The sequence below is a fragment of the Ruicaihuangia caeni genome (assembly GCF_029952955.1).
Taxonomy (GTDB): Bacteria; Actinomycetota; Actinomycetes; order Actinomycetales; family Microbacteriaceae; genus Ruicaihuangia; species Ruicaihuangia caeni.
Map to the genome: position 1 here is coordinate 205543 of NZ_JASATX010000003.1, position 23897 is coordinate 229439.

25 protein-coding genes are annotated in these 23897 nt (G+C 68.3%); 12 read left to right on the plus strand and 13 right to left on the minus strand.

The window, feature by feature from the left end; translation table 11 throughout:
- Positions 1-68 precede the first annotated feature (68 nt).
- The 5 genes from QF206_RS08455 (at position 69) to panD (ending at position 2711) form a co-directional block, all read left to right on the plus strand.
- Complete coding sequence (locus QF206_RS08455; protein WP_281488779.1) at positions 69-503, plus strand: DUF6916 family protein; 435 nt, start codon at positions 69-71, stop codon at positions 501-503.
- A 90-nt stretch (positions 504-593) separates the two neighbouring features.
- Positions 594-1100, plus strand: a complete 507-nt coding sequence (locus tag QF206_RS08460; RefSeq protein ID WP_281488780.1) for a phage tail protein — start codon at positions 594-596, stop codon at positions 1098-1100.
- A 53-nt stretch (positions 1101-1153) separates the two neighbouring features.
- A complete protein-coding gene (locus QF206_RS08465; RefSeq protein ID WP_281488781.1) occupies positions 1154-1651 on the plus strand; it encodes a phage tail protein in 498 nt (165 codons plus the stop codon).
- A 45-nt stretch (positions 1652-1696) separates the two neighbouring features.
- Entirely contained in the window at positions 1697-2224 is a 528-nt protein-coding gene (locus QF206_RS08470; RefSeq protein ID WP_281488782.1) for a phage tail protein, read from the plus strand.
- Positions 2225-2312: 88 nt separating this feature from the next.
- Positions 2313-2711, plus strand: coding sequence for an aspartate 1-decarboxylase (panD, locus tag QF206_RS08475; protein ID WP_422785376.1), 399 nt, complete (start codon positions 2313-2315; stop codon positions 2709-2711).
- Positions 2712-2947: 236 nt separating this feature from the next.
- Here panD and mgrA read toward each other — a convergent pair whose 3' ends face one another.
- The 10 genes from mgrA to QF206_RS08525 all read right to left on the minus strand — a co-directional run bounded on the left by mgrA (position 2948) and on the right by QF206_RS08525 (position 11721).
- Entirely contained in the window at positions 2948-4000 is a 1053-nt protein-coding gene (gene mgrA, locus QF206_RS08480) for an L-glyceraldehyde 3-phosphate reductase (protein ID WP_281488783.1), read from the minus strand.
- A 72-nt stretch (positions 4001-4072) separates the two neighbouring features.
- Positions 4073-4756, minus strand: coding sequence for a bifunctional 4-hydroxy-2-oxoglutarate aldolase/2-dehydro-3-deoxy-phosphogluconate aldolase (locus QF206_RS08485; RefSeq protein ID WP_281488784.1), 684 nt, complete (start codon positions 4754-4756; stop codon positions 4073-4075).
- Complete coding sequence (locus QF206_RS08490) at positions 4753-5535, minus strand: IclR family transcriptional regulator (protein WP_281488785.1); 783 nt, start codon at positions 5533-5535, stop codon at positions 4753-4755. Before QF206_RS08490 ends, QF206_RS08485 begins: the two co-directional genes overlap by 4 nt.
- Positions 5535-6500, minus strand: coding sequence for a sugar kinase (locus QF206_RS08495; RefSeq protein ID WP_281488786.1), 966 nt, complete (start codon positions 6498-6500; stop codon positions 5535-5537). The genes QF206_RS08490 and QF206_RS08495 overlap by 1 nt, the downstream gene beginning before the upstream one ends.
- Positions 6501-6613: 113 nt before the next feature.
- Complete coding sequence (locus QF206_RS08500; protein WP_281488787.1) at positions 6614-7441, minus strand: sugar phosphate isomerase/epimerase family protein; 828 nt, start codon at positions 7439-7441, stop codon at positions 6614-6616.
- 19 nt (positions 7442-7460) lie between these two features.
- Positions 7461-8441 carry a VOC family protein gene (locus tag QF206_RS08505; RefSeq protein ID WP_281488788.1) on the minus strand — a complete coding sequence of 327 codons (981 nt, stop codon included), beginning with the start codon at positions 8439-8441 and terminating at the stop codon, positions 7461-7463.
- Entirely contained in the window at positions 8438-8878 is a 441-nt protein-coding gene (locus tag QF206_RS08510; protein WP_281488789.1) for a carboxymuconolactone decarboxylase family protein, read from the minus strand. The genes QF206_RS08505 and QF206_RS08510 overlap by 4 nt, the downstream gene beginning before the upstream one ends.
- Entirely contained in the window at positions 8875-9681 is an 807-nt protein-coding gene (locus QF206_RS08515; RefSeq protein WP_281488790.1) for a 2-keto-4-pentenoate hydratase, read from the minus strand. Before QF206_RS08515 ends, QF206_RS08510 begins: the two co-directional genes overlap by 4 nt.
- Before the next feature lie 14 nt (positions 9682-9695).
- Positions 9696-10841, minus strand: a complete 1146-nt coding sequence (locus tag QF206_RS08520; protein WP_281488791.1) for a Gfo/Idh/MocA family protein — start codon at positions 10839-10841, stop codon at positions 9696-9698.
- Between the two features lie 88 nt (positions 10842-10929).
- A complete protein-coding gene (locus tag QF206_RS08525) occupies positions 10930-11721 on the minus strand; it encodes an IclR family transcriptional regulator (RefSeq protein ID WP_281488792.1) in 792 nt (263 codons plus the stop codon).
- 195 nt (positions 11722-11916) lie between these two features.
- Here QF206_RS08525 and dctP point away from each other — a divergent pair, with 195 nt between their 5' ends.
- Positions 11917-12960 (plus strand): TRAP transporter substrate-binding protein DctP, encoded by a 1044-nt coding sequence (dctP, locus tag QF206_RS08530; protein ID WP_281488793.1) that lies wholly within the window; start codon positions 11917-11919, stop codon positions 12958-12960.
- A gap of 120 nt (positions 12961-13080) precedes the next feature.
- Positions 13081-14139, plus strand: coding sequence for a Gfo/Idh/MocA family protein (locus tag QF206_RS08535; protein ID WP_281488794.1), 1059 nt, complete (start codon positions 13081-13083; stop codon positions 14137-14139).
- On the opposite strand, the gene QF206_RS08540 is transcribed toward QF206_RS08535, so the two are convergent.
- Positions 14129-16276, minus strand: a complete 2148-nt coding sequence (locus QF206_RS08540; RefSeq protein ID WP_281488795.1) for an ATP-dependent Clp protease ATP-binding subunit — start codon at positions 16274-16276, stop codon at positions 14129-14131. The genes QF206_RS08535 and QF206_RS08540 overlap by 11 nt on opposite strands.
- A 196-nt stretch (positions 16277-16472) precedes the next feature.
- Between QF206_RS08540 and QF206_RS08545 the strand changes: the two genes are divergently transcribed.
- The 4 genes from QF206_RS08545 (at position 16473) to QF206_RS08560 (ending at position 20494) form a co-directional block, all read left to right on the plus strand.
- Positions 16473-17468 carry an LLM class F420-dependent oxidoreductase gene (locus tag QF206_RS08545; RefSeq protein WP_281488796.1) on the plus strand — a complete coding sequence of 332 codons (996 nt, stop codon included), beginning with the start codon at positions 16473-16475 and terminating at the stop codon, positions 17466-17468.
- A gap of 178 nt (positions 17469-17646) precedes the next feature.
- A complete protein-coding gene (locus QF206_RS08550) occupies positions 17647-18912 on the plus strand; it encodes a sensor histidine kinase (RefSeq protein ID WP_281488797.1) in 1266 nt (421 codons plus the stop codon).
- Complete coding sequence (locus QF206_RS08555) at positions 18900-19631, plus strand: response regulator (RefSeq protein WP_281488798.1); 732 nt, start codon at positions 18900-18902, stop codon at positions 19629-19631. The genes QF206_RS08550 and QF206_RS08555 overlap by 13 nt, the downstream gene beginning before the upstream one ends.
- A complete protein-coding gene (locus tag QF206_RS08560; protein WP_281488799.1) occupies positions 19628-20494 on the plus strand; it encodes a hypothetical protein in 867 nt (288 codons plus the stop codon). Before QF206_RS08555 ends, QF206_RS08560 begins: the two co-directional genes overlap by 4 nt.
- A gap of 110 nt (positions 20495-20604) precedes the next feature.
- On the opposite strand, the gene QF206_RS08565 is transcribed toward QF206_RS08560, so the two are convergent.
- Both QF206_RS08565 and QF206_RS08570 read right to left on the minus strand, forming a co-directional pair.
- A complete protein-coding gene (locus QF206_RS08565; protein ID WP_281488800.1) occupies positions 20605-21108 on the minus strand; it encodes an aminoacyl-tRNA deacylase in 504 nt (167 codons plus the stop codon).
- Between the two features lie 66 nt (positions 21109-21174).
- The gene (locus QF206_RS08570) at positions 21175-22431 is read right to left on the minus strand and encodes a class I SAM-dependent methyltransferase (RefSeq protein ID WP_281488801.1); all 1257 of its coding nucleotides are present in this window, start codon (positions 22429-22431) and stop codon (positions 21175-21177) included.
- 162 nt (positions 22432-22593) lie between these two features.
- Between QF206_RS08570 and QF206_RS08575 the strand changes: the two genes are divergently transcribed.
- A complete protein-coding gene (locus QF206_RS08575) occupies positions 22594-23868 on the plus strand; it encodes an MFS transporter (RefSeq protein WP_281488802.1) in 1275 nt (424 codons plus the stop codon).
- Positions 23869-23897 lie beyond the last annotated feature (29 nt).

Sequence of the window (23897 nt, forward strand, 5' to 3'; positions counted from 1 at the left end):
CAAACTCACATTGTGAATTATGCTCGCAGTTGTTCACCCGATCGCGCAATCCGACACGAAGGTTTGCCTTGCCCACCCTTTCGCGACGCTCCCTCCTCGCCGGCGCCGGCGCCGTCGGCGTTGCCGCCGTGGCGACCGCAGTCGTCGTCGGGGCACCACGCAGCCCCTCGGCTTCCACGGCATCCGACCCGGCCACCGTTCCGGAGGTGCAGCGCGAACTCGTGCGCTCGCGGTTCGCGCCCCATGTCGGCGACACGTTCGTGTTCGAAGCGGAGGGGCGTTCGGCGTCTTTGGTTCTTGACGCGATCGACGATGTGGCACCGGTCGTCGAGCCCGATGACGAGCACCGGTTCAACCTGCTCTTCACCCCCGCTGGTGGCGAGCTTCCTGCCGCTGTGTATCGGGTGCGGCATCCGGATGCCGGCGACGCATGGCTGTTCGTCTCGAGCGTCGGCACTGGCGGGAGCACCCGGCACCAGGCCCTCGTGGTGAGCGCAGCATGAGCCGTCGCGGCGATGTCGCGTGCGGTCGGCGCGCAGCGTGCAGACGCGGCCACAGCGGTTGCGCACCGGAACGACAGGAGTGAAGCATCGATGCCCTATATAGGCGAGATCCGCATGTTCGGCGGTAACTTCGCGCCCGCCGGCTGGGAGCTCTGCGATGGCCGGCTCATGCCCATCTCCGAGTATGACGCCCTCTTCAGCATGATCGGAACGACCTACGGCGGCGACGGCGAGACGTGGTTCGCTCTTCCAGACCTCGCCTCACGGTTTCCGCTGCACATGGGCCGCGGCTCCGACGGGATGGAATACGTCATCGGCGAGACCGGGGGCGTAGAGGATGTGACGCTGACGCTGAACCAGATCCCATCCCACGGCCACACGCCGCTCGCTGCGGCGACGTCGCAGACTCGGCATCCCCAGGGCAACGTGTGGGCGAACTGGGGGGATGCGCCCTTCAGCGACCGGACGCCCTCGACCCCGATGGCGGCGAACGCGCTCGGGCCCGCAGGCGGCTCGCAGCCGCACGAGAACATGCCGCCATACCTTGCGGTGAACTTCATCATCTCGCTGTACGGCACGTTGCCTCAACCGGGCTGACCCGGTGCGGCGCGAGTACACCAGCCAGCACTTGACGATCGGGAGTCTCTGACATGGACCCAACGCCCTTCCTCGGCGAGATCCGGCTGTTCGCGACCAACTTGGTGCCGAAAGGCTGGGCCGCGTGCAACGGCCAGCTCATGCCGATCAACCAGAACCAGGCGCTCTTCTCCCTGCTCGGCACGCAGTACGGCGGCGACGGGAGAGTGAACTTCGGGCTACCTGACCTGCGCGGCCGCATTCCGTTGCACTTCGGAGCCGGGCTGGGAATCGGCGCCCGTGGCGGTGAGTCGGCGCACACGCTCACCAACGCGGAGATGCCGCAGCACTCGCACCCCGTCCGTGCCGCAGGCGTCGCGACGACGGAATCGCCGGCATCCGCGCTCTGGGCCGATCCTGGCAAACCCACGTATGGCGACACGCCCGCAGTGGGCATGAACCCCGCATCGGTTCGGAGCAGCGGCGGAAGCCAGGCGCACGAGAACCGGCCGCCGTTCCTCGCACTCGAGTACTGCATCGCGATCGCCGGCGTCTTCCCGAGCCAGAACTGATCGTCGCGCTTCGCAGCCCCCACCGACTTGAGAGTGAGCAACTGAATGGATCAGTTCGTCGGCGAGATCCGCATCGTCGCGTTCAACTTCGCACCGACGGGCTGGGCGCTGTGCGAGGGGCAGATCCTGCCGCTCAGCCAGAACACCGCGCTCTTCTCGCTGCTCGGCACGACGTACGGCGGTGACGGCAAGTCGACGTTCGCCCTGCCGAACCTCGCGGGACGGATGCCGATCGGAGCAGGCTGGGGGCAAGGCCTCTCCGCGCGCGACCCGGGTGAGCAGGGCGGCTCCGCGACGGTCACCCTGACCATCCCCGAGCTTCCGACCCACACGCACGTCGTCGCGGGTCATGCGGGAGCGGGCAACAAGTCGACCGCGAGCGGTGCGACGTGGGCGATGCCTCGCTATGGGCGCAGGCAGACCGATGCGTACTCGCCGACCGCCGACGGCAAGGAAATGGCGATGACGGCCCTCTCACCGAGCGGGAGCAGCCAGCCCCACAACAACATGCCGCCCTACCTGGCCATGAACTTCATCATCGCGCTGCAGGGCGTCTTCCCGCCCCGCCAGTGACGCGGCGGGCCGCTTGGCCCAATGGACGGGTGCTGCGCGCCCCCGGCGCCTCAGCGGCCCGGTAGCGTGGTGGCTCGTGCTGCTGACCATGCTCAAGGCCAAGATCCACCGCGCCACCGTCACGCACGCCGACCTCGACTACGTGGGGTCGGTCACCGTCGACAGTGAGCTGCTCGAGGCCTCGGGCATCCTGCCGGGCGAACTCGTGTCGATCGTGGACGTGACGAACGGTGCGCGCCTCGAGACGTACACGATCGCCGGCGAGCGAGGCAGCGGCGTGCTCGGCATCAATGGCGCGGCGGCGCATCTCGTGCACCCGGGCGACATCGTCATCCTCATCGCCTACGCGCAGATGACGCCCGCGGAAGCTCACGAGTTCGAGCCGTCGATCGTGCACGTCGATGATCAGAACCGCATCGTGCACCTCGGGGCGGATGCCGCGTCGGCAGTCGGCATCCGCGCCCACCGCCCGCTGCACACCGACTGAGCTCGCATCAGCGCCTGCCCCCGCGCCTCGGCGCACCCTCCTCCTTCGCCGAGATGACACAATCCGCGCATTTTGCTGTGAAGAGCGCGCGGATCGTGTCATCTCGGCGTGAGGCGGCGACACGTGCGGGAGCGGAGGGGGACGGGCGGCGACCGGCGCGGAAGAGACGGGGGCGACCAGAGCGGGAGAGGAGGGGCCGCGACGGGCGTGGTCGCGGCCCCTCCTCGGCGGAGGTGTCAGGCGTTCGAGGACTGCGCCCAGAGGTTGATGCCGCCCTCGACGGCGTACTTGTCGATCGCGGCGAGGTCATCCGCGCTGAACGGCGTCGAGTTGACCGCCGCCAGCGCATCGTCGAGCTGCGAGGTGCGGCTCGCGCCGATGAGCACCGAGGTGACGCGCTCGTCGCGGAGCGCCCACGCGAGCGCCATGGTCGCGAGCTTCTGCCCCCTGCCCTCGGCGATCGCGTGCAGTTGCTTGATGCGCTCAAGGTTGTCGTCGATGAGCATGCCCTCGCGGAGGCTCTTGCCCTGCGTGGCCCGCGAGCCCTCGGGCACCCCGTGGAGGTACTTGTCGGTGAGCAGCCCCTGGGCGAGCGGCGAGAAGGCGATGAGACCCGCGCCCGCCTGCTCGAGCGCGTCGAGCAGGTTCGGCTGGCCCTCTTCGATCCAGCGGTTGAGCATCGAGTACGAAGGCTGGTGGATGAACAGCGGAGTGCCGAGCTCGCGCAGGATGCCGGCGATCTCCGTCGTGCGCGCTGCCGAGTACGACGAGATGCCCACGTACCGCGCCTTGCCCGATCGCACCGCGTAGTCGAGCGCCGACGCCGTCTCCTCGAGCGGAGTATCGGGGTCGAATCGGTGGCTGTAGAAGACGTCGACGTAGTCTAGCCCGAGCGAGCGAAGCGAGTTGTCCAGACTGTCGAGCACGTACTTGCGGTTGCCGCCCGTGCCGTTCGGTCCGGGGAAGAACGGGTAGCCGGCCTTGGTCGAGATGATGAGCTCGCCCCGCAGACTCGCGAAGTCCTCACGAAGGATGCGGCCCACGTTCTTCTCGGTCGAGCCCGACGGCGGACCGTAGTTGTTGGCGATGTCGAAGTGGTTGATGCCGCGGTCGAAGGCGTACTGCAGCAGTTCCCGCTGGCGGGCAAGCGGCGTGTCATCACCGAAGTTGTGCCACGTGCCCAGCGAGACCGCGGGGAACTTGAGCCCCGATCGCCCGACCCGGCGGTACTCCATGCGGTCGTAGCGGTCTTCGGCTGGCAGGTAGGCGGGATCGAGCGTCAATGCCAATTGAGGGTCCTTCGTGTCGATTCGGATGGTGGTAGAGGCTTGTGATTTGGGTTCCGGGTTCGGATGCGGTGGTCAGCGGTGGCCGGCATCGCCGGTTCGAGTCTGGCTCATCAATTCGGCCAGGAGCGGCAACTGCTGCGGATCGCCGAGGGCGGATCCAACGGCCACCACATCGGCGCCCGCATCGAGGTAGTGCCGCGCGTTGCCCGCCGACATTCCGCCGGTGGCGACGATGCGAATGTGCGGGAACGGCCCTCGCATTCCGCTGAACCAGCGTTCGCCCAGCGCATCCGCCGGAAAGGCCTTCATCCACGTGCGGCCGGTGCTCAGCACCCTCTGGATCTCGGATGCTGTCGCGACACCGGGCAGGTGCGGCATCCCCCGCGCATCGCTCTCGTCGGCGACCGCCTCATCGAATCCCGGAGCCACCGTGAACGCGGCGCCGGCTTCGCCCGCGAGTCGCACCAGGTCGCTGCTGACCACTGTGCCGGCCCCCGCGATGCGGTCGAGTTCTCGAGCGCGGGCGGCGACCGCTGCGAGGGTCTCGACCGCATCCTGGCTCTGCACGGGCACCTCGACCGCACGCACGCCGAGCTCCCACGCTCGTTCTGCCAGCTCGAGGGTGCGCTCTCGCGAGTATCCGCGGAGGATCGCCATGAGCGGCGCGCCGGTGAACAGCTCGTCGAAGAATGCGCCGCTTGCGCTGTTGGGGCCGGTCTGACCGGCGGCGCGGCTCGAGTTCGGCGGGCTGCTCATCGATACGCCTCCTGTGGATCGGTTGTCTCCGGACCGGCGGGCCGCCAGCCGAGGTCGCGCGAGATCCCCGCTGTGGTCTCGGCGAGCAGCGGTGTCAGTCCCCTGAGCGTGCCGAGGTCGGCGCTCGCGCGCAAGGACGTGATCGACACCGCCGCGACGACGGAGTCCCCGGCGTCACGCACCGGCATGGCGACGCAGTTCGCGAAGTCCTCATACTCGGCATCGTCTTCGGCCCAACCACGCTCACGCACCGCGGCGAGCGCTCGGTCGAAGTCGGGGCGGTTGGTGATCGTCGTGGTGGTGTGGGCGGTGAACTCGTGCCCCTGCAGCATCCGCTCCACGACATCGGAGGGCTGGAAGGCGAGAATCGCCTTGCTGACGCCTGCGGTGTGCAGCACGACGCGCTGCCCGATCTGGGAGTAGAGCCGCACCATTCCCGGCTGCTCGATCTTGTCGACGTACACGATCGCATCGCCGTCTAAGGCTGCGAGATGCACGGTGTGCCGGCATTCTCGACCGAGCCGTTCGAGCGCCGGACGAGCGATCTCGCGAAGGTCGAACTGCTCGGCGGCGACGTTCGCGAGACCGGCAAGCCGGTAGCCGAGACCGTAGCGACCGTCGGCGCGGCGTCGCGTGAGCCCTGCGTCGCAGAGCGTCTGCAACGTGCGGAGCGCCGTGGATCGGTGCACGCCGAGACGCGCCGCGATCTCCGCCTGGGTGCGGGGCTCCTGCGCCACGAGCTCGAGCACCTCGGCGGCCCGTTGGATGCTCTGCGACATCAGCGCAGCTCCGCTCCGGAAGGCTCCGCTCCAGTCCGATCGGCTCCCTTGGGCAGACGCGCGGTCGTCGAGGGGGCGAAGTCGCGCGTGCTCCCAAGAGCTCTCGCGGCGAGTTCGTGACCGAGGTCGAGTCGCGCCGCGGCATCCGCACCCTCGAGCAGGCCTGCGAGGTAGCCCGCGGCGAACGCATCGCCCGCGCCGACGGGCTCCACAACGTCGACCGCTCGTGCGGCGACCACGGTCGACCTGGTCGCGGTCACTTCGATCGCTTCGACGCCGCCGTCTTTCACCACCAGCACGCCGCGCGGCGCGAGTCGCTGGTGCAGTTCTCCGAGCGGCCTCGGGCCCCAGACGGTTTCGGCCTCGTCGAGACCGACGAAGACGATGTCGGATGCTGCGGCGAGCTGCTCGAGCACCGGCGCTGCCTCGCGCGGGCTCCACAAGCCCGGGCGGTAGTTCACGTCGAACGACACGAGCACGCCCGAGGACTGCGCCCGCTCGATCCCCGCTTCGACGAGCTCAGCGCAGGTCTGCGAGAGCCGAGGAGTGATGCCCGTCAGGTGCAGCACTCGCGTCGACGCCCAGTCGATGCGTTCGAGCGCGGCGACGGTCATTCGCGAGGCCGCCGAACCTGCCCGGTAGTAGTGCACCTTGGTCGTGCCGTCGGGATGGGGATCCTTGAAGTACACGCCGGTCGGCGCGTGAGGCACGCGCTGCACACCGGTGACATCGACGCCGTAGTGGCGCAGTTCTTCGAGCATGCGCTCGCCGAGAGGGTCGTCACCCACGTCGCTGATCCAGGCGGCGTCGTGGCCGCGGTCGGCGAGATAGAGCGCCACCGTCGACTCGGCACCGCCGATGTTCAGCGCGAACTCGGACGCCTCGGCCAGCCGCTCACGACGGATCGGAGTGACCTGAGCCATGGTCTCGCCGAGGCACACGACCCGGCGTCGTTCGTCGCTCATGCCACCCTCGCTCCTTGTTGCACCTGCCGCAACGGCGTGTTGCGTGCTGCAACACGCTCACTGTAGGGCAATCTCTGGCCGAGGGCGACACCGTTGCCCGCAGAGCGGTCCCGTCAGCGCTCCTGCGACTGCTCCAGCGTGGCTCGACCGGCGGCCAGCGCTTGGCCCGCAGCCTCAGTGACGTCAGCCGCGAACAGCTGGGGGTATCCGCTCTCGACCATCAGCCGCCCGCGATACCCGATTCCGTGCAGGGCCGCGAGCAGCCCGGTCACGTCGAGGTCACCTGCCCCGGGCAGGAGCCGACCCGACCGCGCGTGCGCGAGGATGTCGTCGTGTACGCGGGCACCGTCGTTGAGCTGCACGGCGGCGACGCGCTCCGACGGAAGCGTGCCAAGCCAGTCAAGCGTCCCGCCGGTATTGAAGAAGTGCCACACGTCGAGCATGAGCCCGGCGTTCGGGGCGTCAGCTCGGGTGACGATCTCGTTCGCGATCTGGTAGTCCGCGATCGACGACCAGGCGAACGCCTCGACGGCGAGCGTGACCCCCGAGGGCTCGAGCGCTGCGGCGATCGAGCGGAGATTGGATGCCGCGATGTCGAGGTCCAGCGTCCCGTCGCCGAACTCACCCGACGTGAGGTGGAACGGCCCCCACTCGTCGGCGAGACGCCGGATCTGCGGAATCCACCGCTCGGCGGCTCGTGCATCGCCGGCGAGCGCCCATCCCGAGAGGAACTCGACCTCTGCCACGCTGACGCCATGGCGAGCGGGCAGCTCGAGGAGTTCGGAGAGGTCTTCGGGGTCATCGAACTCGGCGAGCCGCACGCCGAACGCGTCGAAGCCCGCTTCGGCCGCGGCGCGCGCGCGGGCTTCGACCCCGAAGCGGGGTTCACCCACGAATCCGGTGCCTGAGAGGGTGACGAAACTGACGCCGAGCTCGGTCACAGCACCCTCGGCTTGCCGTTCACAAGGCGGCTCCGGTGGCCACCGGGTAGGGCGGGGTCGCGTGGGAGTGGAACGACTCGGGCACCGGGGTGCCCCATGCGGTGCCGCGGCCACCGGCTTCAGTGGTCCAGGTGACCGGCTCGAAGTCGGGCGAGAAGATGTGGATGCCGCCGGTGAAGATCTCGATGCGGTTGCCGCCCGGTTCGATCACGTAAAGGAAGAACCCCTGCGTGCGCGAGTGCTTGGCCGGGCCGAACTCGACGCCCACGCCCTGCTCCATGAAGATGTCGGCCGCGCGGATCACGTCGAGGTGGCTCTCGACCGCGTAGGCCAGGTGGTGCAGCCGTCCTTCAGTCGGGTGAGGCTCCTTGGTCAATGCCAGATCGTGCGCCTTCGTCATGACCGACAGCCATGCGCCGACCTCTTCAGCACCGGCGGGAGTGAGCCGCTCACGCAGTTTGAAGCCCAGCGTCTCCTGCTGGAACCTGCTCGCTTCGGCGACGTTCGGCACCAACAGGTTGATGTGGTCGATGTGGGCGGCGGCGGCGCCGTGGGGCGCGAACTTCTGCGGCTGGTTCGGCAAGTACGGCTCCTGCCCTTCGGGAGCCCGGTACTTCTCGCTCTCGAAGTAGAGCTCCTGCTCATGGCCGCCGATGCCGGTGTAGCGATACGCACGGCCATGGCCGACGTCGCCGTCGTGCCAGGCGCCCTCCACGCCGCGCTCCTCAAGGGCGGCCACTCGGCGCTCGAGCGCCTGCGGGCTGGTGGTGCGCCAGGCGACGTGCCCGAGTCCGGGCTGCTCGGCGGCGGTCAGCCGCAGCGAGGTGAGCACGTCATCGTTCCAGGCGCGCAGGTACACGGCGTCCGCGGTCTCGGCGACGCGGTACAGGCCATACACGTCGGTGAAGAACTGGGCGCTGGCCTCGAGGTCGGGCGTGAGCAGCTCGACGTGCCCGAGCTGGGCGACGTCGTAGATCGGTTCCGCTGGGAGGGCGCTCATCGAGACTCCTCCGCGGCCTTGCTCTCGAAGTCGGCGATCTTGTCGAGGAACGCCGGCGTGTGGTTCGCAACACTCACGCCCCCGAACAGATAGGCGAGGTCGAACGTCGCCTGCAATTCCTCCCAGCTCGCTCCAGCCCGCCGGGCCGCGTGTCCGTGCAGCGCCGCGGCGTCGCGCAGCTGCACGGCGAGCACCGCCGTCAGGATCAACTGCGTCGTCTTCTCGTCGAGCACATCGTCATAGGCGACGAGATTGCGCACCTTCTCCTGAGCGATCAGGAGTTCAGGGTTGCTGCGCGACAACCGCTCGAAGCGCGCAGCCACGCGCGGCGGCACGAAACCCATCAAGTCGCGGTAGGTCTCGAGGTACTGATCGATCTGCTCCTGCTGCTCCGGCGTCGGCATTGCTGCTCCCTCTTCGGTTCGTTCGTTGCTCAACGTGCTCCCTCCGCCGACTCGCTCGTGCCGACCACGGTCAGCGACCCCAGGGTCGAGTACGCGGCGGTGACTGGCACATCGGGCTCAAGGGGAACGGCATCCGTCATCGCGCCCGCGAGCACGATCGCACCAGCAGGAATCCGCTCTCCGCGCCGGCCGAGCTCGTTGGCGGCGAGGGCCAGCGCTTCGGCGGGGTGTCCCTGGATCGCCGCCCCGGTCGCGGTGTCGACGACGTCATCGCGCACCGACAGCTCGACCGTCTCGCCGACGAGATCGATCTGGTCGGGCGCGATGCCCTCGGAGCCGATGATGAACCAGGAGGCCGAGGCGTTGTCGGCGACGACATCCGGCAGCGCGAATGAGAAGTCGCGGAACCGGCTGTCGATCACCTCGAAGGCGGAATGGACCGTCGCGACCGCGCTGAGCGCCGACTCGGCCGTGACGCCGGGACCGGCCAGTTCTTCACGCATGACGAAGGCGATCTCAGGCTCGATCCGCGGGTGGATCAGGCTGTCGAGCGGAACTTTCGCTCCAGGCTCGAGCACCATGGCGTCAGTGAGCACTGCGATCAGCGGCGCGTCGACGCCCATGCGGCGCTGCTTCGCCTCCGACGTGAGCCCCAGCTTGACACCGATCACGGTCTCGCCGCGTTCTGCGCGCAGCTCGATCAGGCGCGACTGCACGGCGTAGGCGGTGTCGAGGTCGAGCTCGGGCCACTCGTCGGTCAACCGGCCGCGGTCGCGCCTCTCGGTCTCAGCGGCGAGCAGCTCGCGCGCAGCAGTGTCGATGTTCCAGGTACTCATCGTGTTGTTGCTCCTCAGGCAGCGGTCGTCACCGCGTTGGCACCCGCGCTGCGAGTCGCAGCCAGGTCGATCGGCATTCCGGTCTTCGACGACTCATAGATCGCCGCGATCACCGCAAGCGACTTGCGCGCCTCGCGGCCGGTCACGACCGGTTCGCGTCCATTGCGAACGGCGTCGATGAACTCGGCGATCTGCAACGCGTGATACGGCACGAGGCCCCCGTGAATCTCGGCGATGGGGATGTCGAACGGCTGACCGGCACGGAAGGCGTCCGCGTACGGGTCGCGGTACTCCCTCTCGTCGCCGACGCTCCACACATCGGTGAGGCCGGTTCCCTCTGGGAATTCCAGGACGCTGGCCGTGTTCCCGGCGCGATCGCTCACGAGCACCTGCACCCCGTGCCCCGGGTCGAACGTCGTACTGGCGTGGATGGTCGCAAGAGCGCCAGACTCGAACTCGATCGTCGCGACGGCGGTGTCCTCGACTTCGATGAACTCGCCATGCGCGAGGGTTGCGATTCGACCGAAGACCCGTTTGGCGGGCCCCATGAACCAGAGCAGCAGGTCGACGTGATGAATGGCCTGGTTGATCAGCACGCCCCCACCCTCGGTGTCCCACCGACCGCGCCAGGGCTCGGCGTAGTACTCCGCGTCGCGACGGAATCGCGCGATGACGCTCCCGGTGATCGGAGCAGTCATCCGACCTTCGTCGATGGCCGCACGGATGCGCTGGGCAGCGGGCCAGAATCGGCGCTGGAACACGACGCCGAACCGCACGCCCGCGGCATCCGTCGCGGCGATCATGCGGTCGGCCTGGTCGAGATCGACCGCGATGGGCTTCTCGCACAGCACGTGCACGCCGTGTCGCGCCGCCGCGAGCACGTTCGCCTCATGAGCGGGATGCGGCGTGCAGACTGTGGCGACCTCGATGCCGGAGGAGAGCATCGCGTCGACGTCGTCGAAGGCGTGGCGGATGCCGTAGGCGTCGGCGAACGCTCGTGCGCGCTGCGCATCCACGTCGACGACCGCGCTCACCTCGACCCCTTCGATGGCCTGCAGCGCGTGCACGTGATTGATGGCGATCTTGCCGCAGCCGATGATGCCGACACGGAGGGGCTTCGAAGCGGGCGACTGTGCGCCGCTCGCAGCGGGATAGCTCATGGGATACGGCCTCACTGCTGTTGCTTGCCGGACGGGAACGCCAGGATTCTCCCGTCGTCGGCGCTCGCGTAGCAACGCCTCGTTCTACTCAACGGGACAAACCAGTCTGCTCGCGGATGCGGTCGAGCGGCCGGTGGGGCAGCTGACGCATCAGGCCGACGACCGCCGTGCGCACCGCGAGCCCCACGCGTCGAGCGTCGAACTCGCCGACGCGCCCCGAGATCGACATCGCTGCCACCGGCACGCCCGCAGCATCCACGATGCAACTCGCGGCCGAGGCGATGCCGGGTCTCGACTCCTCCACCTCGTATGAAACCCCGGCGGCGCGGATGAAGGCGAGCTCCCGGCGGAACGCTTCGGGGTCGATGATGGTGCGCGGCCCCACCGCGTCGAGCCCGTTCGCGATCACGCGCTCGACGACATCGGGCTCTGAGAACGCCAGGAGCGCCTTGCCCGATCCGGTGGCGTACGCCGGCATCCGTCCGCCCACTCTCGAGGGCAGCTTCACTGAGCTCCGGCCTCGCAGAATCCCGACGTAGACGACCTCGACGCCGTCGAGCACGCCGAGCTGCACCGTCTGGCCCGTGGCATCCCGGAGGTCGGCCATGCTGGCGAACGCGAGCTTGCGCAGCTCTTTCGGGCCGGCCGCCAGCTCGCCGAGTTCGAAGAGGCGCAGCCCGAGCCGCACCTGCGCGCCGTCGCGCTCGAGATACCGGAGGTCGACGAGCTCGCCGACGAGCCGAGACACGGTCGACTTCGGGAGCCCCGTGCACCGCGCGATGTCGCTCACACCGAGGGCGGAGCGCTTGACGTCGAAGCAGTCGAGGATCGCGGTGGCGCGGGCGAGCAGACTCACCGGCGCTCCGCGATCAGTCGACATCGTTGTTCCAGTGAACGGGACACACGGTTGAATCCTCGCAAGTGACGCCACGACGATGCAAACCGGTGCCCGCTGCGATCGATGACGATCGCAGCACCCGGTTCCACGCCGCGACCCGCGCAACCAGGAGGCCTCCGGGCCTTCGTCCTTTCACCGACACGCAGCAGTTCAAGACCTCGAAGGAGAGCACCTGCGATGAAGCACCTCCGCAGCACCCGTGCAGCAACGATCGCCGTGACCGCACTGGCATCGGCACTCGTCCTCACTGCCTGCACCGCCGACGGCCCGGGTGACGATGACAGCAATGCCGCCCCCGGCGGCGAGACCGTCACGCTGTCACTGGCGACGAGCCAGCCCGAGAACACCCCGAACTTCTACTGCGGCGCCGAGCTGCTGAAGGAGCGCGTCGAGGCCGCCGACGTCGGCGTCAAGATCGACCTGTTCCCCTCAAGCCAGCTCGGTCCCGACACTGAGCGCTTCCCCGCTATCCAGAGCGGCGACATCGACATCGACTTGCAGGGAGCGTCGGGCCTCAGCCAGACGTTCGCACCGATCGGCGTGCTCGACGCGGCGTACGCGTTCGAGAGCGTCGACCACGTGTTCGACTGGATCGACAACAACTCGCAGGAGATGTTCGACGCGTTCAACGAGGAGACCGGCACGACCATCGTCGACGGCTGGTACTTCGGTACCCGCACGTTCAGCTCAACGGCACCGATTCGCAACCCCGACGAGCTGGCCGCACTGCAGATCCGCTTCCCTGACTCGCCCGCGTTCCTCGCGAACGCCAAGGCGATGGGCGCGAACCCCGTCGCTGTGGCGAGCGAGGAAGTCTACGTGGCCCTGCAGCAGGGCATCGCCCAGGGCCAGGAGAACCCGGTGGTCGCCACCAAGTCGCAGAGCTACGACGAGGTGCTCAAGTACGTCAACCTCAACAACCACCAGATCGGCATCCACTGGATCGTCGTCTCCGACAAGACGTTCGAGCGCCTGAACGACGAGCAGGAGAAGGTGCTCGTCGACGCCATCCACGAGATCCGCGCTGAGAACCGCGAGTGCGTGGACGAGGAGACCAACACCATCCTCGATGAGTGGCGCGCCAACGGCCCGCTCACCGTGATCGAGGAGGACGAGATCGACAAGGCGGCGTTCATCGCGAAGGCCGAGGAGTTCTTCAGCTCGTACTTCACCGGTGACGACCTGGCGCTCTACGAGCAGATCCGCTCGACCGCACCGTGAGCTTGAGCGGTCGGATGCAGCGAAGCTGACCCAGGCCGGTGCGGTGCATGCGCCTCGCGCGCAACTCCGCACCGGCCTTCTCTTTCTCTCCGCCGAACGTCAGACCAACGAGGAGTCGCATTGAGCGAACGCAGCCGCGCAGTCATCATCGGTGCCGGGCACTGGCACTTCGAGCTCTACCAACCGGGCTGGTCGCGACATCACGACATCGCCGGCGTGGTCGACGACGACGAGTCGGTGGCGCGGGCTCGAGCTGCGATCCTCGGTGCGCGTGCCTGGACCGATCTCGGTGCAATGCTCGACGAGGCTGGCCGGATCGACGTCGCCTACGTGCTCGGGCGTCACGCCTCGATGCCGTGGGCGGCGGCCGAGCTCGTGCGACGAGGCATCCCGTTCGTGCTCGAGAAGCCGGGCGCATCGAACCTCCGCGACCTCCGGGAACTGTCATCGCTCGCACGCCGAGCGAACGTGCCTGCAGCAGCGGCGCTCGTGCAGCGGTTCGGCCCGCTACCGGCGCTTGCGCAAGAAGTGGGCGAGGTGCAGCACGCCCGATACAGCTTCCTCGCCGGGCCGCCCGAACGCTACATCGACAGCGGCAACCCGTGGATGATGCAGCGAAACGAGAGCGGCGGGGGCTGTCTCGCACTGCTCGGCGTGCACTTCGCCGACATGTTCTTGCACACCCAGTATGCGCACGAGAGATCACACGACGACGTGACGGTGCGAAGCAGCGTGAGCAACGCGATGCACGGTCGGCGCGTCGACGACCACGCCACCGCGCTGCTGCGCACACCAAGCGGCCGCTCGGCCACCATCGAAGTCGGGTGGACGTTCCCCGCCGGCGCCCCGCTCCAGCGCCTGGTCTCCTACGTGCTCACCGGCTCGGAGGCGACCGCTGTCATCGACACCGAGGGCAACCTCAGCGTCATCAGCCGCGACGGCACGGTGGCGGAGCGCCACGTGGATGTCGAGGCTGACAACCTGTACCCGCTGTTCGTCGAACGGGTGCACGAGTCGCTCGAACGCGGCTTTGCCGGCCTCCCGACCCTCGACGATCTGACCGCGGCGATGGGGCTCATCAGCCGCGCGTATGTCGATGCGGCGGCCGGGTACGCAGTCGACGACACCGCGTGGCAGGCCGCGAGTTTGCAGGACCCAGCGCTGTCGGTCAGGCGCTGAAGCGCTCGACCGTGAGACCCTCGCCCTCGAGGTCGACCCGCACGGCGTCTCCGTCGTGGATCTTTCCGGCGATCAGCTCGCGCGCCAGCTTGTCGTCGATCTCGCGCTGCATGAGCCTGCGTAGCGGACGAGCTCCGTAGATCGGGTCGTACCCGCGTTCCGCGAGCCACGCGCGTGCGTCTGGCGTGACGGCGAGCTCCAGGCGACGATCGGCGAGACGCTTCGCGAGCCGGTCGATGTAGAGCTCGACGATCTCGCCGAGTTCGGCCGTGGTGAGCGGGGAGAACACCACGATGTCGTCGAGCCGGTTCACGAACTCCGGCTTGAACGCCTGCCGAACCAGCTCGTTGACCTGCCGCTTCTTCTCCTCCCAGGTCAGCGTGGGCTCGATGAGCACCTGGCTGCCCAGGTTGCTGGTGAGGATCAGGATGGTGTTCCTGAAGTCGACTGTGCGCCCCTGCCCGTCGGTCAGCCGCCCGTCATCGAGCACCTGCAGCAGCACATCGAACACCTCAGGGTGCGCCTTCTCGACCTCGTCGAAGAGGATCACCGAATACGGACGTCGACGAACCGCTTCAGTGAGCTGCCCGCCCTGTTCGTAGCCGATGTAGCCCGGAGGGGCGCCCACGAGGCGCGAGACGCTGAATTTCTCGCCGTACTCGCTCATGTCGATGCGCACCATGGCGCGCTCGTCGTCGAAGAGGTACTCGGCGAGCGCCTTCGCGAGTTCTGTCTTGCCCACACCCGTGGGGCCGAGGAACAGGAAGGAGCCCGTCGGACGGTTGGGATCGGCGATCCCGGCGCGAGTGCGGCGCACCGCCTCGCTCACCGCCTGCACGGCCTCGTGCTGCCCGATGAGTCGTTTGCCGAGCTCGTGCTCGAGGTACAGCAGCTTCTCGCTCTCGCCCTGCTTGAGCTTGTCGACCGGGATGCCGGTCCACGCGGCGACCACGGCCGCGATGTCGTCATCGGTGACCTGCTCGTTGACCATGCGGTCTCCGACGCTCTCCGAGCTCTCGGCGGCGGCCAGGTCGTCCTCGATCTTCTTGATGACCTCGTAGTTCAGCCTGGCGGCCTCCTCGTAGCGCCCCTCACGCATGGCGCGGTCGAGCTGGATACGAGCGTCATTCAGCCGGGTCTTCAGCTCGCCGACATCCGTCAGCGAAGCCTTCTCCCTCGCCCAGCGCTGTTGCAGGGCATCGAGATCGGTCTGCTTCTCGGCGATCTCCTCGCGCAGCTTCTCGAGCCGCTCGCGCGAGGCGTCGTCCTTCTCCTTCTTGAGAGCCAGCTCTTCGATCCGCATGCGGTCAACCTCGCGCTTCAGCGTGTCGATCTCGACCGGCTCGGAGTCGATCTCCATCTTCAGCCGGCTCGCCGCCTCGTCGACGAGGTCGATGGCCTTGTCGGGCAACTGCCGCCCGGTGATGTAGCGGTTGCTCAGAGTCGCCGCCGCGACGAGCGCGTTGTCGGCGATCGTCACCTTGTGGTGAGCCTCGTAGCGCTCCTTCAACCCACGCAGGATCGCAACGGTGTCTTCGACGCTGGGCTCGCCCACGTAGACCTGCTGGAACCGGCGCTCGAGGGCGGCATCCTTCTCGATGTACTCGCGGTACTCGTTCAGGGTGGTGGCGCCGATGAGCCGCAATTCGCCGCGAGCGAGCATGGGCTTCAGCATGTTGGATGCCGCGACGGAACCCTCGCCGCCGCCCGCGCCCATGAGAAGGTGCAACTCGTCGACGAAGGTGATGATCTCGCCCTCGGCCTCGTTGATCTCTTTAAGCACCGCCTTGAGCCGCTCCTCGAACTGGCCGCGGTACATGGCTCCCGCCACCAACGCCGAGATGTCGAGCGCGATGAGCTGCTTGTTCTTGAGCGAGTCGGCGACATCGCCCGCGACGATGCGCTGCGCGAGACCCTCGACGACAGCGGTCTTGCCCACCCCCGGCTCTCCGATGAGCACGGGGTTGTTCTTGGTGCGGCGGGTGAGCACCTGGCTGACGCGCCTGATCTCGGCGTCGCGGCCGATCACCGGGTCGAGCTTGCCGGCGCGGGCGATCTCGGTCAGGTTCACACCGAACTGCTCAAGGGCCGACTTCTGCTCCTCCTGGCTGCTGGGAGCGCCCTGCATGTTCGCCATTCTTGGTCTCCACTTCTCGACGGCTGCGGAACTGCATCAAGACTCTCGGCTCAAAGTTGAGCCTGCTTGACTCAAGTTTATCGATGCGCAAGGAATCGCACCAGTTTTCCCGCACGCTGTCGGCGAACTCACGGCATCCGAGCGCGAGTGGTCTCAAACCCTGCGCCCCGCCTCCGAGCCCGCCTAGGGTGAACGCATGCGCTTCGGCATCTTCATCCCCCAAGGCTGGCGGCACGACCTCATCGGCATCGATCCGCACGATCACTGGCGCACGATGCGCACGCTCGCACAACAGGCGGATGCCGCGGAGTGGGAGTCGCTCTGGGTCTACGACCACTTCCACACCATCCCCGACGTCACCGAAGAGGCGACGCATGAAGCGTGGACATTGATGTCGGCGTTCGCGGCGACGACCTCGCGGATCCGTCTGGGGCAGATGTGCACCTGCATGGCCTACCGGAACCCCGCGTACCTGGCCAAAGTGGCCGCGACCACCGACATCATCAGCGGTGGACGTGTGGAGATGGGGATCGGGGCCGGTTGGTACGAGCACGAGTGGCGCGCCTACGGCTACGGGTTCCCAAGCGCCGGCGAACGGCTTCGCATGCTCGACGAAGGGGTGCAGATCATGCAGCAGGCGTGGCGCACGGGAAGCGCGACGCTGCATGGCCGCCACTACACGGTCGACGGCGCCGTGGTGCGGCCATTGCCGCTGCAGGATGGCGGGATTCCGACCTGGGTCGCAGGCGGGGGCATGAACGTCACGCTCCGCATCGCCGCGAAGTACGCCAACTACACGAACTTCGCCGGCACCCCTGAGGGCTTCACCGCGAAGTCGGAGCGCCTGCGAGAGCACTGCGCTGATCTGGGCCGCGACTTCGACTCGATCGTGCGCAGTTCCAACTACTTCACGATTGTGGGACAGACGGAAGGCGAAGTCGCCGAGCGGATCGATCGGCTCGAGGCGCGATACGCGACCGTGCTCGGCGCTGAGCGAGCGGCTGACTTCGTGAAGGAGTACCGCAATCCGCACAACCAGGCGGTGGGCACAGTGGAGCAGGTCACCGAGCGTCTGCGGGCGATGGGCTCGATCGGGCTCGGGTATGCGATCCACTACTTCCCGGAAGTTGCGTACGACCGATCGGGCATCGAGCTCTTCGAGCGCACGGTGATTCCAGCGCTGCGCGGCTGATCGCCCGACGACCGCACCACCGCATCACCTCTCTTTAGGTACGACCGGGGCCGCTGACACCGACCGGTCTGTCCCTCAACAACCGCGATGCCCAGTCGCATGTGTGGGGGAAAACCCGAAAAGAAGTGTCCGGATGACTCTGGCGCGCATGCCCACCCCGGGCCGTAGCGTGGTGCCCATGAACGCAGAAGTCCCCTCTCCGGTGCGCTCAGTAGCGCGCCCGGGCCATGTCGCGGGAGCGATCGCCCAGCTCGCCGCGATGAGCCTCATCGGCCCCATCGTCTTCACAGTGCTGTTCCTCTTGCTCGGCCTCGGCCTCGGCCTGCTCCCAGCGCTCGGCATCGGCCTGCTCTTCCTCATCGCCCTCAGCTATGCCATCCTCGGCGTCGGTCGGCTCGAGACGGCCCGCATCGACGGCCTGTACGGCTTCGGTGTGCCGGTGGCACGCCCCCGTACCAGCGGGCGCCCCGGGTTCGGCGGATTCCTGCGCACGCTGTGGCTGCAGGCGACCGACCCTACGAGCTGGCGCGGCATCGCGAACTTCTCGATCGCGACGATCCTCGGCTGGATCACGGTCGCACTCGCGAGCGTTGCGGCATCCGGCGTCGTCATGGCCTTCGCGCCGATGTTCGCTGAATCGAGCACCGTGCGCATCGCTCGGGTCGGCATCGAGGTTCCCATCGCGTGGTCGATCGCGGTCGGCATCATCGTGCTGATCGTCGCGATCGCCGGCATCATCGGCGTCGCCGTGCTGCACGGAGTCATCGCCCGCGCGATCATCGTGCCCTCCCGCGAAGCCCAGCTCGCCGAGGCAGCGCGTACGGCAGACGCACAACACGCGGGTGCGGTGCGAGCCGCTGATGTCGAGCGCACCCGAATCGAACGCGACCTGCACGACGGCGTTCAACCCCGGCTCGTGTCGGTCGGAATGACGCTCGGCCTCGCGCAGCAGAAGATCGACTCCGACCCCGAGGCGGCGCGGGCGCTGATCGACGAGGCGCACACCTCGACGAAGGCGGCGATCACCGAGCTCCGACAGCTCGCTCGCGGCATCCACACCTCCGTGCTCGATGATCGAGGTCTCGATGCGGCACTGTCGGCCCTGGCTGCGCGCTCAGTGGTCCCAGTCCGCCTCGATGTGCGCCTCGACGGTCGCTGCAGTCGCGAGACCGAGGCCGCCGCCTACTTCGCCATCGCCGAGGCTCTCACCAACGCGGCGAAGCACGCGCGGGCGACCGAGATCCGAGTCGTCGTGCGCCGTCGCGAGCCGGGAGTGCTCTGGGCGCGAGTCGAAGACGACGGAGTCGGCGGCGCTCGGGTCGTCCCCGGGGGCGGCCTCGACGGAATCAACAACCGCGTGATCGCCGCGGGCGGCGAGACCCGCCTCGACAGCCCCGTGGGCGGCCCGACGAGCGTGGAGGTGACGCTGCCATGCGCATCCTGATCTGCGAGGACTCGACCCTGCTTCGTGAGGGCCTTGTACGGGTGCTCGAGGATGCCGGCCACCACGTCGTCGCCGCACTGCCGGATGCCGCAGAGCTCGACGAAGCGGTCGACCGCACTTCGCCGGAGTTGTGCATCCTCGACGTGCGCCTGCCTCCCTCATGGACAGACGAGGGCATCCGCGCCGCACTCGCACTGCGCGCACGGCTCCCCCAGCTCGCCGTTCTCGTGCTCTCGCAGTACGTCGAAGAGCGGTATGCATCTGAACTGGTCACCTCGAGCGGTGGCGCGCTCGGCTACCTCCTGAAGGACCGGGTAGCGGATGTCGGCGACTTCCTCGACGCGGTCGACCGCATCGCGGCAGGCGCCACGGTGCTCGACCCCGAGGTTGTCGCCCAGCTGCTGAGCCGCCGTGCGCGCGATGAGCGCATGCAGCGGCTCACCGAGCGCGAGGCCTCCGTGCTCGCGCTCATCGCGGAGGGCCGCTCGAACCAGGCCATCGCCCGCACGCTGCACGTGAGCGAGGGCAGCGTCGAGAAGCACATCACCGCTGTGTTCCAGAAGCTCGGACTCGAGCCCGATGAATCCGGCAACCGCCGCGTGCTCGCCGCACTGGCACACCTCGAGCACGGCGGCGCCACAACCACGCTCCAACAGGGCGCCAACTCGGCCGCCCACTCAGGAATTCGCACCGCATCCCAGACAGGAATGAACCGATGAGCACGACCATCACGCCGCCAGAATCAGCGCCCCCGGCGGGCGGCGCCCCCGCACAACGACCGTCATCAGGCGCCCGCACCGTCGCGATCCTCGCGATCGTGCTCGGTGTGCTGGTGCTGCTCGGCACTCTCGTCTCGGCGGCGCTCACCACCGTCGCATCCGCGGCGGTGCACACCTCGTCCCGCACGGTCGCAGTCGCCGGTGTGAACGAACTCGCAGTTCGCGTCTCCGCCGGCTCGCTGCGCGTCGAGTTCGGTTCCGTGCGCGAGGCCGAACTCGAGGTCACAAGCTCGTGGGGCGCGGATCGCTGGACGTTCGAGCGCACCGGCGACCGCCTCGTCGTCGGCACGCCTGACCGGTTCGGTCAGTGGTTCGGCGACTGGTTCTCGTGGGGCGAGCAGCACGGTGAGGGACGAGCAGTGCTTCGCCTGCCCTCGTCACTCGCGGGCGCCGACGCGGGTCTGAGCCTCGCTGCCGGAGACCTCACCGTCGACGGCGACTTCGGAGACCTGCGGCTGAACATCAGCGCGGGTGGACTCATGGTCAGCGGATCGGCGGAGACTCTGACGGCTGATGTGAGTGCGGGCAAGGGCGAGGTCGATCTCGCAGACGTCGCGTCAGCGACGCTGTCGGTCAGCGCCGGCGGTCTCGACGCCACCTTCACGGGCGAGCAGCCCCGCTCCATCGAGGCCGACGTGAGTGCGGGTTCGCTTCAGCTCGAAGTGCCCGAGGGCCAGTACCGGGTCACGTCGGATGTCTCGGCCGGAGGATTCGACAATCGCATCGGCTCCGACGTGAACGCATCGAGCCGCATCCACGTCGAGGTCTCAGCCGGCGAGGCGGTGCTGCGCTCGGCGCGCTGAGCCGCTGCACCGCCACTTACCGCCGCTCACCTCCGCTCACCGCACCCCGAGGAGCAGCGCCGCTCACACCAGCGGCGCTGCTCCTCTTGGCGTCCGCGGCATGAGAAGCGTCACCGAGGTTGCTCGGGGTCGGTCACGTCGGCGACCTCGGCACGGAGATGCGCCAGCAAAGCGTCACCATCCAGCGTCGCGGCGACACCGTGATCACCGGCTCCGATCGAAACCCGGTGCCCTCGAACCCGGACGTCGGCCACGACCGGCAGCGGCCGTTTGGTACCGAACGGAGTGATGGTGCCCCGGCGGTAGCCCGTGACCTCGAAGGCGGCATCCGCATCGGGCATCGACAGGCGATTGACGCCCAGCAGTTCACGCAGCTTGGGCCACGAGATAGCGCGATCACCGGGCACGAGCACCAGCAGGTGATCATCAGCACCCCGCCGCACCACCATCGTCTTCACGACCTCGGCCGGGCTCACGCCGCGGGCCTCGGCCGCTTCGGCAAGCGATCCGACGCGACCGTGCCGCGTGACTTCGTAATCGAGTCCCGACGCCGCGAGCGCTTCAAGCGCGGGAGTGCTGGGAACCGAGCCGGACGACGACGTGCTGTCAGCCATGCGCCAAGGGTAGGCCCACCAGGTGGGCGCGCTCTGGCAGCATCCCGGCAGCGCGGCCGAGCCGCGTCACCGGCGCGTCGAGACCGTTACCGTGAACTTCGGTGTGCGAGCCGCCTGCCGGGTCGGGCCGACCAGTCGACGCAGTTGCGGCGCGTACTGCAGATGCGAGTTCCATACGCACCACAGCTCGCCTCCCGGCTGGAGCACGCGAGCGGCTGCCTCGAACAGCTTCGTCGCAATGCCGGCATGAATCGTGCTGCCGACGTGGAACGGCGGGTTCAGCACGATCAGGCGAGCGGATGCCGACGACCGACCTTGCAGAGCATCGTCTCGCTCGACGACCACCCGATCGGCCACTCCGTTGGCACGTGCCGTCGCGGCGGCCGATGCCACGGCAGCCGCGGACTGATCGGTCGCAAGCACCCGCATGCCGCGCTGCGCCAGCCAGGTGGCGATGACACCCGTGCCGCACCCGAGGTCGATCGCCTCGCCACCGCGGCGGTCGACGCCCTCGGCCTCGAGCGTCGCCAGCAGCAACCGCGTGCCGAGGTCGACCCGAGGGCCGGCGAAGGCAGCGCCGTGCGCGCATACCGTCAGGCCAAGGTCGTCGTCGCGCAAGCAGCGGGGCCACGCATCCGCCTCTGCAGTCGCTCGAGGACCGCTGAGCACGAGCGCGCGAGCCTTCTGCCGAGCGCGCGTGACGTCGACGCGCTCGAACCAGCGGCCGAGCAACTCATTCATGGCCGGCGTCATGTGCTTGACCATCCCGGCCGCCAGCACGACCGCATCACGATGCACCCCGGTCGCCACGAGGCCGGCAATCTCGTCGAGCGCATCGAGCGAGCGGGGCAGCTTCACGAGCACGGTCTCGGCATCCTCGACCAACGAAGGAGCCAGCGGATGATGCTCGAACCGCCGGAGAGCGCCGGGCGCGAACTCGGCAGCATTGGCGTCGAGAGCCCGCTCGGCCGAGAGCGGATCCTGGTGCACTCGCACTCGGCGAGCGCCGCCGAGCTCCAACGCACCGAGGGTGACCGCCCCGTACGCGTCGCCGATCACCGAGACGTCTCGTCCGGCGAGCGCGTCGAACCCGCCCGCGGACTGTTCGCGGAGGTGCTCGACGAGCTCTGGCGCTGCCCCGTTCGCGAGGTCGAGCAGCATCCGATCGGCCGCATCGACGGCGTGCAGCGAGGGGGCTTCGACATCGGGGCGGCGTCGCAAGCGGTCGAACGAGAAGGCGGCCGGCCTCACACGCTCCGACTCCGCGGCCGAGGGCAGACGGTCAGCGGCGAACCGATCCGAAGGGAACCGGTCTTGGGGCATGCAACGACGATAGTCGAGCAGTCGGCACGCCCCTCAGCACAGCGCCACGAGGTCTGCGCGCAACGGTCCCCGCAACGCGGAGTTCTCGGTACGTGGGAGCTCATCCGCTCAATGGTGCACGAGCCGAGGTGGTCTCATCCGCCGCCCTAGACTCGAACTGAGATGCGAGACCGCGGGCGTCGGTGGCGCGACGGCCGACAGGCGCTCTTCGTCGCGGCGATCCTCGCTGTCGCGCTCAACGCGCGAGCGACGATCAGCGCGCCTGCACCCGTGCTCCCCCAGATCCAGCGAGACCTGGGGATGGATTCAGCGGTCGCCGGCCTGCTTGTCGGGCTGCCCATCCTGCTGTTCGCCCTGGCGGTTCCGCTTGCGAGCGTCATCATCCGCAAGCTCGGCCCCGACCGTGCCGTCGATGTCATGCTTGGCACGATCGTGCTTGGCGTCGTGGTGCGCTCGCTGGGCACAGCCGAGTTCGCGCTCGCGGGCACCGTAGTGCTCGGTGCGGCACTGACGATCGGCAACATCGCCGTGCCCGTGATCATCGGCCGCGAATTGCCGCTTGCCCGGGCGATCAAGATGAACGGGGTCTTCGCCGCCTTCTCGAGCGGCGGCATGATGATCACCTTCGCCGCGACCGCACCGCTCGCACTCGCCTTCGGCTGGGAGATCGCGATCGCGTCGTGGGGCGTGCTCGCGGTGATCGCGTGGATCCCCTGGCTCTTCGCGCGTCGATCCGGCGCAATGACCGCCGCCGGGGAGCAGCCCGAGCGCGCGATGTTCACCGCTCCGATCGAGGCGATCTCAACGATGACCTCGCCCACGCCGGTCATCCGAGGGCCGGTCAACCGCCGCCGGGGGACCTGGACGAGTCTCAGCGTGTGGCTCATCGCCGGCACATTCGCGTGCCACAACTTCGCGTTCAACGTGCTGAGCGGCTGGCTGCCGACGATCCTCGTGGAACGCACCGACCTCTCGATGACATCGGCGGGCCTCGCGCTGTCGATGTTCATGGGATGCGGCATCGTCGGCGCCATGCTGTTCCCGATGCTCGTCGGAAGTCGACCGCCGGCTCCCGTGCTGGCGCTGGTCGGCACGCTGTGGATGTCGGCACCGTTCGGCCTGCTCCTGGCGCCCTCGCTGTGGCCTATCTGGCTCGTGCTCGGTGGGCTCGCCCAGTCCGGGCTCTTCACCGTGCTCTTCGGGTTGATCTACCAGCGGGCCGTCGACAGCGATCACACCCGTCGCATGTTGGCGATGGTGCAGATGATCGCCTACACGAGCGGAGCCACCTCCGCGAGCATCGCGGGATGGCAGTACGACTCGACGGGCGACTGGACGCTCCCGCTCATCACGACGGCCGCAGCAACGGTGGTCATGAGCATCGGTGCCGTGTCTGCCGGCATCCTCGTGTGGCGAGAGCGACGCTCCGGGCGCTGAGCGAGCCGAACTGGCCGCATGCCGCGCAC